Here is a 15,550-nt window from a genome sequence, read left to right on the forward strand (position 1 = left end):
GTTTCGATGATGACCTGATGGGCGAGGTATCGCGCGGAGCCAAGGCCCTCGTGATCTGCCCGGACATTCGCACGCAGTCTTATGACCTTGATGCGGAAGCTCGGCTTGCGGAAGCGACCGGGCTTGCGCTGGCTATCGGGGTTGTGATTGGCGATACCATGATCATTCCTGTTCGAACTGTTCGTCCGAACACTCTGTTTGGCTCTGGACAGGTCGAAAATATCAAAATCTCTTGTGAGCAAGACAACATCGAACTTGTCATTGTCGATGGTGCATTAAGCCCGATTCAACAACGCAATCTGGAGGATAAACTCAAGCGCAAAGTTATTGATCGCACTGGGTTAATTCTGGAGATATTCGGCGAGCGCGCTGCGACAGCTGAGGGCCGCCTGCAGGTCGAATTGGCGCATCTGGACTATCAGCAGAGCCGCCTCGTGCGCAGTTGGACACACCTTGAGCGACAACGAGGAGGGTTCGGCTTTCTTGGCGGTCCGGGCGAGACACAGATCGAAGCCGACCGTCGGATGATCCGGCAGCGTATGGGAAGGCTGCGCCGCGAGCTTGAACAGGTTCGCAAAACCCGCAGCCTTCACCGCGAACGTCGGGGAAGGGCGCCGTGGCCGGTTGTCGCCCTTGTCGGCTATACCAACGCCGGAAAGTCCACACTCTTCAACCGCTTGACCGGTGCAGACGTGATGGCAGAAGATTTGCTCTTCGCCACCCTTGATCCGACTATGCGATCAATCACGTTGCCCGCAGTTGAAAAGGCCATCCTGTCTGACACAGTTGGGTTTATCTCTGACCTTCCGACAGAACTCGTCGCGGCATTTCGGGCAACTTTGGAAGAAGTGACCAGCGCAGACCTCATTTGCCACGTCCGCGACATCTCAAGTGCGTCGGCAAGTGCACAAAAGCAGCAAGTTGTTCAAATTTTGCGGGATTTGGGCGTTATCGACACCGCTGCAGATAGCGGTGCCGACGAAAGGGAATTGGAGGAGGGGGTATACGCATTCCCATCATTGAGGTGTGGAACAAGTGGGACATGCTGACTGACGAACAACGCAGCGAATTTCTGCCTTTGGCCACAGAGAATTCATCAGTCGTGGCAATATCAGCTTTAACTGGAGAAGGTATCGATCGCCTGAAAGACATATTGGCGGAAACACTGACAGGTCAGGCTTCAACAGTGGAAATGGTCATTCCGGCGAGTGATGGTCGTAAAATTGCCTGGCTTCACGCGCATGGCGAGGTTTTGGAAGACGAAGATGCAGGCGATGGCGACGGCAGCCCAATGAGGCGACTGAAAGTCCGCCTAAATCCTAAAGAGCTCGGACAATTCGAGACGCTCTAAGTCAGCTTTAGTCCTCAGATCCGTTCACCTCTTCAGACGCCTTAACCTGCTGCCAAAGCTCCTCCTGCGCATCAAGTGAAAGATGCGCGAATTCGCCGTTGGCCAGATTTTCCATGCCGCGATAGCGCCGCTCAAACTTCGCATTGGCGACGCGCAGCGCTTGTTCTGCGTCAACCCCATGGGCTCTCACATAATTAACTGCAGCGAAAAGAAAGTCACCCGCCTCTTCCTCAAGAGTCTCAGCAGAGGCAGAGCTAACTTCCTCCATTTCCTCAAGGATCTTGGCGGCTGAGCCGTCCGCGCTCGGCCAATCGAACCCGTCACGTGCAGCCCGCTTTTGCAATTTTTGTGCACGCAAAAGCGCGGGAAGGGCGCGTGCAACCCCATCCATGGCGCTGTTTTCTCCCTTGGCCTCGCGTTCAGCGGCCTTGAGGCTTTCCCAGCGCCCCTCTTCCATTGTTCCTCCTTCATTACCGAAGATATGCGGGTGGCGTGCGACCATTTTGTCAGAGATCGCCCTTGCAACATCATCAAAGGCGAAGTGGCCCGCTTCCTCGGCCATTCGCGCGTGAAAGATCACCTGAAAGAGTAAGTCGCCAAGTTCGTCGCGAAATTCAGCCATGTCCTGGCGCTCAATGGCGTCGGCAACCTCATAAGCTTCTTCAATCGTATATGGAGCAATCGTTTCGAAGCTCTGCGCGAGATCCCAATCGCAACCCGACTTTGGATCGCGAAGCTGCGCCATTATAGATATCAGTCGCTCCAGATTTGCCTGCACGCGTGGTGCTCCTCAATGACCTTCACACCAAAAGTCGAAGCAAACCGCACCTGTGGGGTCAATTACCATCTGGCACAGAATGGTCGGAAATCTGGGCTAGGGGAGCAATTAGCCGTACTGACAACCCAGTTGAGTTTGATATGATAATATATATTATGTTAAATTCTGTAGCGATTGATATAGAGCGATCAGCTGACGAACTCACTCAACCAGACTGATGAACAGCACGACAATGGCAAAGATCGCAGCCCAGGCCAGCGCCATCGTCACGCCTTTCTTCAAAGACAACTGGTGCGAACCCAATGCGCTGACCGCCAATATCAAGAAACCGACAAGCGATATGATCGATACGATGTTGAATTCGTTCATGCTGCAACCTCAAGCCCATCATAGCCGACAATAACGCCTTTTGGCACCTCGTCACACAATGTTCGGTAATCCATGCTTTTGTCCAGATGTGTGAGCACCAGCGATTTTGCACCTGTCTTACGTTTGAGCGTAATCGCCATCTCTAGATTGGCATGTGTCGGATGTGGATCACGGCGCAGACAATCGCAAACAAGCACATCGACGCCGCGATAACACTCAATCATATCTGACGTTATCGCAGAAAAATCAGTCGCATAAACAACGCTTTTACCATCCGCTTCTAATCTGAAGCCAGTGCTGGTTGTCGGACCATGTGGCATCTCGACCCAATCAAGCGAAAAGCCTGCCGCCAAACGAACATCGTCAATGAGACGCAGATCAATCAGTGTCGGGTAGCCATGCTGACCCTCAAACACATAGTCGAACCGCCGCTTTAGATTGGCCACTGTGGTCTTGCTTGCGAACCCTGGCAGAGCATTGCTGCGCCCATAACGCATCACGCGCAGATCATCTATGCCGTGGCAGTGATCTGCATGGTCATGCGTCCATAGCACGGCATCAACCTTATCTATTTCGTTATCGAGCAATTGCCGACGCAAATCCGTGGAGGTGTCGATGAGTATACGCTGGCCGGCGTCATTTTCGACGCAAATTGAGACCCGCGAGCGGCGATTGCGCGGCTCATTGGGATCGCAATCGCCCCAATCATTGCCGACACGCGGCACCCCGGTTGAGGTACCCGAGCCCAACACGATAACCTTCACGCGGCTCGCCTTGCTGAATAAAGAATAGAAGTTACGCGTCGTCGCCTTGGCCAACGCATCGATGCTTTCACCGCGAAGTTCCGCAATAAATTGAGCGGTGTTGCGAACATATCCGGGCTCGCAGACTTTTCCGCGATGCGGAACCGGCGCAAGGAATGGGCTGTCCGTCTCGACAAGCAGTCGATCGGCTGGAACCGTCTTTGCAACCTCTTGAAGCGCTTTGGCATTCTTGAATGTGACAATACCTGAAAGCGAAATACTCAGCCCAAGCTTGAGCACCTCCGCCCCAAACTCCTCAGACGCGGTGAAGCAATGAATAAGAGCGGGAAACCCGCCCTTCTCCATCTCCTCTGTAAGGATCGCCAATGTATCCTCTTCAGCGTCACGTGTATGGATAATCACCGGTAATTGCACCTGTCGCGCAACCGAAATATGCCTGCGAAACAGATGCTTCTGCGCCTCTCTGTCCGAATGTTCGTAAAAGTAATCGAGGCCCGTCTCACCAATGCCGATCACGCGAGGTGATTGCGTTGCCGCGAGCAAGTCGTCTTCGGTCAAGTCCTGATGATCATCCGCGTGATGCGGATGAATGCCGACGCTTGCGTACACATCTGGCTCGCGCTCCGCAGTACCAACAACCTGATCCCACTCGGCGCGCTTCGTTGAAATGTTGAGGAATGCCTGCACACCAGCATCGCGCGCACGGCCAAGCACGCCCGACTGATCATCGACAAGCCCGTCATACTCCAAGTGGCAGTGGCTATCGACCAGCATTATGCCACCTCGCCTTCGGGCAGTTCAAGCCGGGGAAAGATCGGAGAAGGCTTGTCGACGACATGGCCAATAGCAACCAGCTCATCAAACCAGCCCTCTTCCGGTAAGTCCAGATAGGTTCGCTTGTCCGCCGAGACACCAAGCTGGTCTAGCACGGCAGCTGACTTCTCTGGAACGACGGGTTGAATTGCAATCGCAAGATCCCGCAGCGCGACGAAGAGTGTCTGCAAGACCGCTTTCATCCGCTCCGGATCAGTTTTCTTAAGCGCCCACGGAGCCTGCTCATCAACATATTGGTTGCACGCCCAAACGGCTTGCATCCAAGCCTCGATACCTTGTGAAAACGCCAGCGCTTCAAACTCACGCGGCAAATGCTCGCGGCAAGCAGCCTTCACCTTGCTTAGCAGCGCCTCATCATCACTATTCGGCGTAAAGGTTTCCAGCACACCATCCATATTCTTGGCCAGCATCGACAAGGTACGTTGAGCGAGATTGCCGAAACTGTTCGCCAATTCCGCATTGCAACGCGTGATAATCGCCTCTGCTGAATAGCTACCGTCCTGACCGAATGCTACTTCACGCATCAGGAAATAGCGCAGATTATCGACCCCGAACGTCTCGGCCAAATCCATCGGATCGGTAACGTTGCCGAGTGACTTGGATTCTTTCTGTCCGCGATTGAGGATAAAACCGTGTCCGAAGACTTTCTTCGGCAAAGGCAGATCCGCACTCATCAAGAAGGCGGGCCAGTAAATCGTGTGGAAGCGGACGATGTCCTTGCCAATCAAGTGCAGGCTGGCAGGCCAGTATTTCTCCATCTCCGGCGTCGCATCCGGATAACCCAATCCAGTCAGATAGTTAGTGAGCGCATCAACCCACACATACATAACGTGATCTTCGCTAGCGGGAACTTTCACACCCCAGTCAAAGCTAGTGCGACTTACCGAGAGATCCCGCAAACCGCCCTCCACGAAAGCGATCATCTCGTTCCGGCGACTTTCCGGTTCTAGGAATCCGGGTTCCCGCAAAAGCTCAAGCAATGCATCTTGATACTTAGACAGTCGGAAGAACCAGCTTTCCTCAACCGTCCACTCGACCGGGGTGCCTTGCGGCGAGAGTTTCGCACCCCCTCCCCAGCAGTCAGTTCACTTTCATCATAGTACGCTTCATCGCGCACGGAGTACCAACCCTCATACCTGTCGAGATACATGTCGCCTTTTGCTTCCATCGCCTGCCATATCGCTTGGCTCGCTCTGTGATGCTCCTCTTCAACGGTACGAATAAAGCGATCAAAACTAATGTTAAGTGTTTCATCCATCTCCCTGAAGTACGATGACATTTCATCCGCCAGATCGCGCGCCGTCCGTCCCTGCTCTTCCGCCTTGCGTGCCATTTTGAGGCCATGCTCATCAGTACCGGTTTGAAATCGGACATCGCGACCCGAAAGGCGATGAAACCGTGCTATCACATCTGCGGCAATCGCCTCGTATGCGTGGCCGATATGGGGCCGCCCATTGGGATAGTTGATGGCGGTGGTAATATAGAAAGGATCAGGCATCGGCGCGCTCGCTAGCTTGCCCTACCCGTGCAAGCAAGGTCCCGATTTCCATGATGAGCAATCCCGGGTCGTAATTGAACGTGGCAATCTCACCGCTTAGTCGCACCAACTCCTCATGGGCCGCGATCCGCGCGTTGGCACCATGTCCGCTCTGGTTGGCTATATCATCAGCCACCACCGCCAGCGCCAAATCGAGCACGGCCTGTAGTTTTTGACGCGAAGGACGATTGCCGATCGCGCTTATCAATGTGCCCCGAACGACGTGGCCCTGATCATCTTTTTCGACCAATTCACGCATACAACGCGCAACATCCATGAGACCAAGTTCAAGAAATTGCAGCGCCGTTCCCGGAGATCCGCCTGCAAACGCAATCGCCAAGGCTCGCGCGTCTGGATCGGCATCAGGCGCGACCTGGTCACAAACCTCGTTCATTCCCTGCTCGCTTAGCGCCGCAAATCGCAAGGTGCGGCACCGCGAGCGTATTGTTGGCAGAAGACGGGCCGGATTGTGGCTAATCAGGACGAAAAACGTTCCTGCTGGCGGTTCCTCAAGACTTTTCAATAAAGCGTTAGAGGCGCTGCGTTCCATCGCATCCGCGGGCGAGATAATGACAACGCGTCTGTCGCCAAGCGTGGGCCGGGTCGTGAGCTGGCGCTGCATCGCACGCACCTGATCGACCTTGATGTTGCGCGCAGTTTCATAAGGCTTGCCCTGAGCCTGCTTCTCCGCCTCTTTTTTGTCTTTCGGCGGGCGATCAAGGACAATGATATCTGGGTGATTGTGCAATTGGGCACCCTGTCCGACAAGCTCTCCCGCGGCAGCAAGCGCAAACTCGGCTTTACCTATTCCGCTGATCCCGCTCAGCAGCCATGCGTGATGCATACGTTGGCCGGACATGGCACTCCGCCAGGCCCGCCATGCCTCATCATGGCCGATCAAACTCATAATAGTGCCTCAACAGCCGCTTGTATGTGCGACTGCACCTGCTCCGCAGGGCCATCCCCATCGATGACAAGAAACCGCTCTGGCTCATCCTCGGCAAAACGCTGGAACGCCGAGTTAACCGCAGAATGATAGTCGGCGTTGCGGCCACCGATAGCATCCGAAGCGCCTCCATCACGTTCCGACAAACGCGCTGAACGGACATCGTCTGAAACAGAAATGACAATCGTGACATCCGGCAAAAGCCCGTCGCTACCCGCAGCATGCAGTTGCCTCACAATGGCATCGCCGACGCCTCCAGCTCCTCCTTGATAAGCTCTGCTAGAATCGAGAAACCGGTCACAGATCACCCATGCTCCGCTCTCCAGAGCCGGTCTGATCAGCCGTTCCACATGATCAGATCGAGCCGCCGCAAAAAGCAACGCCTCTGAACGAGCAGCCCATCCCTCACCCGGGGGATCAAGCAATAGCGAACGGATCGCTTCGGCACCCGGCGTCCCGCCAGGCTCGCGCGTCAATACAACCTCGTGGCCGAGTGAAGACAGATAGTCAGCCAACATTCGCGCCTGAGTGGACTTTCCCGCGCCTTCGCCGCCCTCCAGCGCGATAAATTTCCCGAGGAAGCTCATGAAAACCACCGAACGACGCCATTCGCCAGACGCTGCCATGCATTCGCCTGCCGAACATCATGAAGAGCAACCAGCGGGAAGGAACTCGCCTCTCGCCCATCCACCGATACAACCAACTCAGCCACCTGCTCCCCGGCGGCGACTGGCGCCTTGATCGGTCCGTTATAGTGTATTGCCATTGCAATATTCACAGAACCCACCTGTTCTTGCGGTAGAGACAATTGCACTGTGTGATTGCTTACCAGGCCCAGCGACCTGTGATTACCGCCCTGCACCCGAGCGACGCCAACGCGTTCCGCCGCATCAAACAATGGGACAGCAGCAAATTCGCCAAAACCCCACTCCATGAAGGATCGGCTTATACGGGTGCGCTCAGAGTTGGAGTCGGTACCCGCCACGACCATCACGAGTCGACGCCCATCACGCTCAGCGCTGCCCAAAAAACCATGTCCCGCCTGATTGGTGAAGCCGGTTTTGATACCGTCGGCACCTTCCACCACGCCAGTGATCGGGTCGTAATTGCGTTGAGTGATGCCATTGTAGGTCAAGCTTCGTGATCCGAAGAACTGCCCATATTTGTCAGCATGACGAGTGACCATTGACTGGGCGAGAAGTGCCAAGTCCCTCGCAGTCGTAAAGGTCTTGCCATCATCCATCCAGCCATTGGGCGTTCCAAAGTGGCTATCACGCATACCCAGATCGTAAGCCGCTGCATTCATCGCCTGTGCCCAGTTAGACACCGAGCCAGAGGCATATTCAGCGAGATAGATCGATGCGTCATTGGCAGAGATCGTGGTAATTCCGCGTAGCAACTCTTCAACTGTAGGCTGGGCGTTATGCGGGATGAACATAGTCGAACCCACGCGTGACCATTGCGCGAAGGCCTCAGGATTGATCGGAACCTGGTCCCTCAATGCAATGCCGCCTTCGTCGACCATCTCGAAGGCCACATACGCTGTCATGGTTTTTACAATTGAGGCTGGAATGAAGCGTCGATCAGCTTCACGTTGAAACAGCACCTGCCCACTGTTCACATCAATCATCAGCGCAATGGGCGCTTCGTCCGCAGTTGGAGGGCGCGGACTATCTGCCGCTTGCACCGGGGTGTCAGCGAATATCAAAGCGGCAATCGCTATTGCAGCTATTCTTGTCACCGTTCTGGCAAAGAACCCAAATGTCACGCCCAGCACACTCCCGCCAATGCTTGGGGCCGCGACACATCGGCCAACTCAACGCACTCGATAGACTTGCGCGCCTCTATAGCCTGCACCGCGAACCTTGGCGAGCGCCGCATTGGCCTGTCCACGACTGGTGAATGGCCCCACTCTCACGCGCCAGAGACGTCCAGTCGGCTCAACAAATCCATCAATCTCACGGGCAATACGCTGCGCAGTCACTTTCGCTGAGAACGCGCCGGCTTGGACAATATAGTCGCCTGCAACCGGCATAGGCCGTTCAGTGACTTCGGGGCTTGGAACCGTAGCTTGGGGTTCGACGGATGCGGGTGGAACGATCTCCGGTTCGGTTGGGACAACCTGTAGCTCTTCGATCGGCGTCTCAGTCTGCCCTGGATTTCGTGTAACGGCTTCCAATTCCGCATCAGGATCAATCGCCACACTTTGTGGTGCGGGATCAGGCGGTGTTGGAGCATCTACGTCGCGACGTACCGATGCAGAGCCAATCGCAGGCAATTTTCGCTTCAACACGTCCAGCAAACCTGGTGGCGTGTCCATCCGCAAAGGCGCTTCTCGATCAGCCCGCAACTCAGCACGTTGCTCCTCGGGTGGATTGACGCGCCGGACACGCACAGGCGACCCTTCGCTTCCTCCGAGTTGTGCCATCGCCGCAGCAGACATTGAGATTAGCCTAGAATTTACCATAGGGCCGCGCCGTTCGACGCGAGCGAGAATGGTTTGTCCGCTCTCTAGCGAGGTGATCTCCACGTAACTCGGCAGGGGAAGAGTACGGTGCGCGATGGTCACACCAGATGCAGCTTCGCCATCAAGTCCGGCATAGCCGACCTCGTCATAATTCAGTGTGTTACTCGGCGTATATGTGATCCCATCAATGGTGAACGGCTCACCAATAATGACTGGAAAATCTCCGGAAGGGCCAAGCTCTTCAGACAGCGTCGGCGGAACCGCAGATGATTCGGTACTCTCAAGACCATCAGCGGGCGCACACGCAGCAACAGCAAAGCCCAGCGCCAGCGCAATTGCGGGCGCTAACGCACCTGTTCCAGTGTCACCGTACAATCTCATCTGCGAGCAATCCCACACTCATCGCGTAATAGTTCGAACAGTTATATTCGAGGATAACCCGATAATTTGTGGTTAACATCCAACTTCTCGTGCCTGGACCGTCGGGCTGGAAAAGTGAAACGAGAGTGTCATCCGAGATCACCCGCTGGGGCCTGACGCCCAGTTCGCGCCACTCTGCCACGGTCTTGTAAACGCTATGCCGCTCGTGGACGCGTGAGCACACAGGTGCGCGCAATTTCGTTTTATATTGGTCGACATTGAAGCCTGGCGGAAGAGATGCCCGAACACCCCATGGCTGTCCGGTGCGCCAGCCCGCATCGCGGAAATAATTGGCGATGGAAGCAAATGTGTCCGCGCGATTGCTAAAAATGTTTGCGCGGCCATCACCATCACCATCCTCTGCCAGACGGAGATAGACCGACGGCAAAAACTGAGGATTGCCAAAAGCGCCTGCATAGCTGCCGACAAGCTGGCTGCGAGAATAGCCTTTGTCAGCAACTTTCATCAGCGCGACCCACTCACCAGAGAACAGCTCCCGGCGGCGCCCTTCCCATGCGAGCGTTGCAAGGCTGCGCGACAGATCAAAATTGCCGCGTATCTGGCCATAACTCGTCTCATGCCCAAAGATCGCCACCATAATCTCTGGCGGTACGCCGTACTCGGCTGAAATGCGCTGCAATGTCGAGCGGTTCTCAGCATAGACCGTCCTTCCGCCCGCTATTCGCGTCGGATTCACATGCTTGGAGATATAGGGCGATAAGGCAGGATAGCCGCGCCTGGTCGGTCGGCCAGGCTGACCACGGTCAAGCCGAATCACACGGTCATTCGGGGTCAGACCTGCCGTCATCCTTGTAATCGTCGACTCACTGACGCCTTCGGCGCGTGCCCGCGCTTTAAGCTGCTCCATATAGGCGTCGAAGGACTGATCTTGCGCATTAGCGGGTGTCGCTGGCACAGAGAGCGCGGTCGCTGCCAGCCCAAGCGGCAGCAAAGCGGATGCAAAAAGCCGTGAAGTCATAAGGCACATTTCGCAGGGTCGTCCTGAACTGCAAGTGACAATCGACCGAAGTTAAGAGAAATATTTACGCCTCCGCGCATAAGTGGGCGTGACAAGCGCTGCCGGATTGGCTAGCGGGCGTTGCGTGCGGACAGGTGGCAGAGCGGTTGAATGCACCGGTCTTGAAAACCGGCAAGGGTGCAAGCCCTTCGTGGGTTCGAATCCCACCCTGTCCGCCACATTCTTCTCTATTTACCGCTTCGCTAAATCAGGCGGGATGACCTACCGCCCCCGCTCAAGGATCTCTTTCATCTGCTCGCGCAGAATAGGGTCCCATTCCTTTCGCAGTTCCTTGACCTTCGCCACCAGCGCCTCGTTCTCATGAAACGGAATGTCCATATCGTAGAGGTCAGCAACTTCGCGCATGGAACTGCGGTCCATTTCCTCAAACGCATCAGTCATCGCCTGCGCCTGCTGCCTGTCGACGCCGAGCGCCTGGAATGCAGAGCGCCCCATGCGCAACGAGCTGTCATAGGTCTCTCGAATGATATCCCGGCAACCATATGCCCACAGCTCGTAAACATGATTGCGGTCAATCGCACGCGCAGTGACATGCAGTTTGGGGAAGTTCTTAACCGCGTATTTCACGAGCTTATCGATTTGCTCACGCTCATCCAGCGCGACGACCAACAGCTTTGCGTTGTCGATACCAGCGGAATGGAGAAGATCGGGGCGTGTGGCATCGCCAAAATAGCTGCGCCATCCAAACATGCGCACCAATTCCAATTGCTTGGAATCATAATCGATCACTGTTGTTGAATAGCCCGCTGCCTGCAGCATTCTATCGATGATACCACCCACGCGCCCGCGACCTGCGATGATGACCGGGTTTTCTTCATCGATCGGATCCGCCTCCCGAGCATTGTCGCCCCCCTTCCCTGCGAACACCTTGTCATAGAGGATGAACAAGAGCGGCGTGACCAGCATGGTCAGCGCAATGACCAGCAGCAAGAGATCGGCGAGCGGTCCGTCGAACACAGCATTGGCAACGGCGAACGCGATCAGGACAAAACCGAATTCCCCGGCCTGCGCCAGTGAAAGCGAGAAAAGCCATTTCGCGGGCGCGCCGATCTTTGCCATTCGCGCAATGAACAGCAGCACCGCTATTTTCGTGACGATCACGACACTGGCCCAAAAGATCACTTCGCCCGCCTGCTCGTATGCAAGAACGAAATCGATCCCCGCACCGACCGTTATGAAGAACAGGCCGAGGAGTAACCCCTTGAAAGGTTCGATGTCCGACTCAAGCTCATGGCGATATTCGCTATTGGCCAACACCACACCGGCCAAGAACGTGCCAAGCGCCGGAGACAGCCCGACCATCGACATAAGCAGCGCGATGCCAATAACAAACAGCAGCGCAGCGGCGGTGAAAAGCTCGCGCAAATTTGTCGCAGCGATAAAGCGGAAAATAGGGCGCGTCAGGTAGTTGCCGATCACAAATACAGCTGCGACTGCCGCGACCGTAACGATCCCTGCAAGCCATGCGGGCATACCGTCGGTAATGACAAAGCCACCATGTCCGTGTCCACCGTCATGGTCTCCTCCCGCTACACCGGCCAGTTCGGGAAGTGCCAACAGCGGGAGCAGTGCGAGGATCGGAATGACTGCGACATCCTGAGCCAGGAGCACAGAGAAGCTCGATTGGCCGCCCTCGCTTTTCAACAGCCCCTTTTCAGTCAGACTTTGGACGATGATCGCGGTTGAAGAGAGCGCCAGCACCAACCCAATTGCAATGGACGTTTGCCAGACATTGCCCGCGATCATCGCAATACCGGCAAGAACCAGGGTGGTGAGCAGCACCTGTCCCCCACCAAGCCCAAGCAATTGCCCACGCATTTCCCACAATTTGCGTGGTTCGATTTCCAAACCGATCAGGAACAGCATCATAACGACGCCGAACTCAGCGAAGACCTGTAAGGCCTCGATATCAACACCGAGCGCATTAAGCGCCGGGCTGATCGCCATGCCCGCCAGCAGGTAACCAAGCACGGAGCCGAGACCGAAACGCGTCGCCAAAGGCACCGCTATCACACCAGCAACAAGGCATGTGAAAGCGACAGTGAGGAAGTCAGTCATGCTCTTCCCCTAACTGTCACAGCCATTGTGCCATATCAAATATGGAGCGCCCGTCCGTAAGCACCAAGCACGCTTTCATGCATCATTTCAGATAGAGTCGGATGCGGGAAGACCGTCTGCATCAACTCTGCCTCGGTCGTCTCAAGCTGTTTGCCGACTGTATAACCCTGGATCAACTCGGTCACTTCTGCGCCAATCATATGCGCGCCGAGCAGCTCACCAGTTTTGGCATCGAACACCGTCTTGATGAAGCCTTCCGCTTCGCCCAGCGCAATCGCCTTGCCATTGCCGATGAATGGGAAATTGCCGACCTTGACCTCGTACCCAGCTTCTTTCGCGGCCTTTTCGGTCATCCCGACAGAGGCCACCTGCGGATGGCAATAGGTACAACCGGGAATGTTGTTGCGATCAAGTGCATGCGGGTGAACGTCCTTGTTCCCCAATTCCTGCGCGATTGCTTCCGCGCAGGTAACACCCTCGTGCGAAGCTTTATGCGCAAGCCATGGGCCAGGCGTGCAATCACCAATCGCCCACAGCCCCTTTGACTTTGTGCGGCCATATGGATCAATCTGAATGAAACCGCGATCCATCTCTGCCAGCTTATCCAGACCGATATTCTCGGTGTTTGGCTGAATGCCAATGGCGACTATCGCGTGGGTGAAATCGTGCTCCGCAACCTTGCCCGACTTGTCCTTGATCTTCGCCTTCACCCCCGAACGGGCAACTTTCAGATCGTCAACGCCGGCGCCGGTCATGATCGTCATACCCTGCTTGGTCAGCGACTTTTCGAGGAAGGCGGAAACCTCATGATCTTCTACAGGTACGATCCGGTCGAGCATTTCCACGACCGTCACATCCGCGCCCATGTCATTGTAGAAGCTGGCAAATTCGATACCGATTGCACCCGAGCCAATCACCAGCAGCTTTTCCGGCATTTCAGGCGGCGTCATGGCGGTGCGATAGGTCCAGATCCGCGCCCCATCCGCAGGCGCAAATGGCAGATCACGGGCGCGCGCGCCGGTCGCAACGATCACATGTTTGGCAGTTAGCTTTTCCTCGCCCTCCTCACCTTTGACTGTGAGCGAGGTAGGGCTAGTCAGCATACCTTCACCCATATGCACGGTGATCTTGTTCTTCTTCATCAGGTGCGTGACGCCCTGATTGAGCTGTTTGGCGACGCCGCGACTGCGCTTTACCACAGCCTCAAGATCAGCCTCAATCTCGCCCGCAACCTTCAGGCCATAATCCTTGGCATTCTGCATATAGTGCAGGATCTCTCCGGAGCGCAGTAGCGCCTTTGTCGGGATACAGCCCCAATTAAGGCAGATGCCGCCCAGATTCTCACGTTCTACGATGGCGGTTTTCAAGCCAAGCTGCGCGCAGCGGATCGCCGCGACGTAGCCGCCAGGTCCGGAGCCGAGAACGATGACGTCGTATTGGTCAGCCATTTAGGATTTGCCTTTGGTAAGTCCGTCTGGATGGAACACATGGAACACAGTCCTAGAGATGAAATCTCTGCTGGTCTGCAAAGTGCTCAGAGTTGAAGATTCAATGGTAAGCGCGAGATGCCTCATCCCGACCTTTTACCTCGTCCGGCTGTATGTAGGACAGCGTTCAAACCACCAGCCCCATCGGATTTTCGATCAGACTGCGGAACTGGTCGAGCAGTTTTGCCCCGTCCACACCATCAATCGCGCGATGATCAAAGCTGCCTGTTACGCTCATAACGGTTGCGACTTGTAGTGCATCATCAACCACCGCCGGACGCTGCTCACCCGCACCAACCGCCAGAATCATCGCTTGCGGTGGGTTAATAACCGCGTCGAATTGCTTGGTGCCGAACATGCCGAGATTGGACAGCGAGACCGTGCCGCCCTGATACTCATGCGGTTGCAGCTTACCATCGCGAGCCTTACCGGCCAGCTCCTTCATCTCGGTCGAGATCTGCGCAAGACCCTTGCGTCCCGCATCCTTGATAATCGGCGTTATCAAGCCAGATGGTGCGGCCACCGCTACGGACACATCTTCGCGCGTATATTGGTGCATCACATCACCTTGGAAGGAGACATTGCATTGCGACTCTCGCTGCAATGCCCGCGCCAGCGCCTTGATGATAAGGTCATTCACCGACAGCTTCACGCCATCAGCCTCAAGCGAAGCATTCAATTGCTTGCGCAGCTTGAGCAACTCATCAAGCCGGACATCGACCGTCAAATAGATGTGCGGAATGGTCTGCTTCGCCTCGGTCAGGCGGCGCGCAATGACCTTGCGCACATTGTTGAGCTTGACCTCTTCATAAGGCGCACCTCCGTCATCCGGAGAGACTGAAGGGGTTGGCGCTGGCGATGACGCAGGTGCCGAAGCAACCGCCTGCGCAGGTGCCGCACCGGGCTTCACAGCTTCGACATCTGCCTTGACGATCCGTCCATTCGGTCCGCTGCCAGAAACACCTTTGAGATCGATGCCTTTTTGCTCGGCAATCCGCTTCGCAAGCGGTGAGGCGATGATCCGGTCTTTCGGAGACTCTTCCGGTCGTGTTGAGCTGGTCGACGTACCGGAAGAAGCCGCCCGCCCTTCGACAGGCTCAGGACGAGCGGTTTTCTCTTCAGATACCTGTTTGTCTTTTTCCTTCGGTTGATCCGGTTCCCCTCCGCTCGAAGCAGCTGCCTTGGCCTCGTCTGCATCCTCGCCCTCTTCGGCGAGCGTCGCAATCACCGTGCCGACGGGGACATTTTCAGTGCCTTCAGCTACGGCAATATCGACGATGGTTCCCTCATCGACAGCTTCAAATTCCATCGTGGCTTTGTCTGTTTCGATCTCGGCCATGATGTCGCCAGCGCTGACTTCATCGCCAACGCTAACAAGCCATTTGGCAAGCGTCCCTTCCTCCATAGTCGGTGAGAGTGCGGGCATCTTAATTGAAATTGGCATAGGTTTGCTCAACGTCTCCGGGGAGTGAGATTTCCGTTACGGTCTCTGGCGAATTT

11 protein-coding genes, 1 tRNA gene and 3 pseudogenes are annotated in these 15,550 nt (G+C 55.7%); 2 read left to right on the forward strand and 13 right to left on the reverse strand.

Annotated elements, in window-relative coordinates:
- Positions 1-17 precede the first annotated feature (17 nt).
- Positions 18-1,351 (forward strand): annotated as a pseudogene (gene hflX / locus ACZ1GM_RS08660) (GTPase HflX).
- Between the two features lie 7 nt (positions 1,352-1,358).
- On the opposite strand, the gene mazG reads toward hflX, so the two are convergent.
- The 10 genes and pseudogenes from mazG to ACZ1GM_RS08710 all read right to left on the reverse strand — a co-directional run bounded on the left by mazG (position 1,359) and on the right by ACZ1GM_RS08710 (position 10,445).
- Positions 1,359-2,129: a nucleoside triphosphate pyrophosphohydrolase gene (gene mazG, locus ACZ1GM_RS08665; protein WP_472676109.1), complete on the reverse strand. Its 771-nt coding sequence runs from the start codon at positions 2,127-2,129 to the stop codon at positions 1,359-1,361.
- Between the two features lie 201 nt (positions 2,130-2,330).
- Positions 2,331-2,498 carry a hypothetical protein gene (locus ACZ1GM_RS08670; RefSeq protein ID WP_472676110.1) on the reverse strand — a complete coding sequence of 56 codons (168 nt, stop codon included), beginning with the start codon at positions 2,496-2,498 and terminating at the stop codon, positions 2,331-2,333.
- Entirely contained in the window at positions 2,495-3,262 is a 768-nt protein-coding gene (locus tag ACZ1GM_RS08675) for an MBL fold metallo-hydrolase (RefSeq protein WP_472678527.1), read from the reverse strand. Before ACZ1GM_RS08675 ends, ACZ1GM_RS08670 begins: the two co-directional genes overlap by 4 nt.
- Before the next feature lie 3 nt (positions 3,263-3,265).
- Positions 3,266-4,036 (reverse strand): annotated as a pseudogene (locus tag ACZ1GM_RS08680) (TatD family hydrolase); the annotation flags it as partial.
- Positions 4,036-5,594 (reverse strand): annotated as a pseudogene (metG, locus tag ACZ1GM_RS08685) (methionine--tRNA ligase). The pseudogenes ACZ1GM_RS08680 and metG, both read right to left, overlap by 1 nt.
- The gene (locus ACZ1GM_RS08690; RefSeq protein WP_472676111.1) at positions 5,587-6,540 is read right to left on the reverse strand and encodes a DNA polymerase III subunit delta'; all 954 of its coding nucleotides are present in this window, start codon (positions 6,538-6,540) and stop codon (positions 5,587-5,589) included. The pseudogene metG and the gene ACZ1GM_RS08690 overlap by 8 nt, the downstream one beginning before the upstream one ends.
- Complete coding sequence (tmk, locus tag ACZ1GM_RS08695) at positions 6,537-7,205, reverse strand: dTMP kinase (protein ID WP_472676112.1); 669 nt, start codon at positions 7,203-7,205, stop codon at positions 6,537-6,539. Before tmk ends, ACZ1GM_RS08690 begins: the two co-directional genes overlap by 4 nt.
- A complete protein-coding gene (locus tag ACZ1GM_RS08700) occupies positions 7,163-8,347 on the reverse strand; it encodes a D-alanyl-D-alanine carboxypeptidase family protein (RefSeq protein ID WP_472676113.1) in 1,185 nt (394 codons plus the stop codon). The genes tmk and ACZ1GM_RS08700 overlap by 43 nt, the downstream gene beginning before the upstream one ends.
- A gap of 48 nt (positions 8,348-8,395) precedes the next feature.
- Complete coding sequence (locus tag ACZ1GM_RS08705) at positions 8,396-9,427, reverse strand: SPOR domain-containing protein (RefSeq protein ID WP_472676114.1); 1,032 nt, start codon at positions 9,425-9,427, stop codon at positions 8,396-8,398.
- The gene (locus ACZ1GM_RS08710) at positions 9,411-10,445 is read right to left on the reverse strand and encodes a lytic murein transglycosylase (RefSeq protein WP_472676115.1); all 1,035 of its coding nucleotides are present in this window, start codon (positions 10,443-10,445) and stop codon (positions 9,411-9,413) included. Before ACZ1GM_RS08710 ends, ACZ1GM_RS08705 begins: the two co-directional genes overlap by 17 nt.
- Positions 10,446-10,573: 128 nt before the next feature.
- On the opposite strand from ACZ1GM_RS08710, the gene ACZ1GM_RS08715 reads away from it, so the two are divergent.
- A tRNA-Ser gene (locus ACZ1GM_RS08715) sits at positions 10,574-10,663 on the forward strand.
- Positions 10,664-10,706: 43 nt separating this feature from the next.
- On the opposite strand, the gene ACZ1GM_RS08720 is transcribed toward ACZ1GM_RS08715, so the two are convergent.
- From ACZ1GM_RS08720 to ACZ1GM_RS08730, 3 genes are all read right to left on the reverse strand, one after another.
- On the reverse strand, positions 10,707-12,563 hold the full coding sequence (locus ACZ1GM_RS08720; RefSeq protein ID WP_472676116.1) for a cation:proton antiporter domain-containing protein: 1,857 nt from the start codon (positions 12,561-12,563) through the stop codon (positions 10,707-10,709).
- Positions 12,564-12,598: 35 nt separating this feature from the next.
- Positions 12,599-14,011, reverse strand: a complete 1,413-nt coding sequence (gene lpdA / locus ACZ1GM_RS08725; RefSeq protein ID WP_472676117.1) for a dihydrolipoyl dehydrogenase — start codon at positions 14,009-14,011, stop codon at positions 12,599-12,601.
- A gap of 166 nt (positions 14,012-14,177) precedes the next feature.
- The gene (locus ACZ1GM_RS08730; RefSeq protein WP_472676118.1) at positions 14,178-15,494 is read right to left on the reverse strand and encodes a pyruvate dehydrogenase complex dihydrolipoamide acetyltransferase; all 1,317 of its coding nucleotides are present in this window, start codon (positions 15,492-15,494) and stop codon (positions 14,178-14,180) included.
- Positions 15,495-15,550 lie beyond the last annotated feature (56 nt).

This window comes from Qipengyuania sp. JB2-7 (assembly GCF_055693485.1).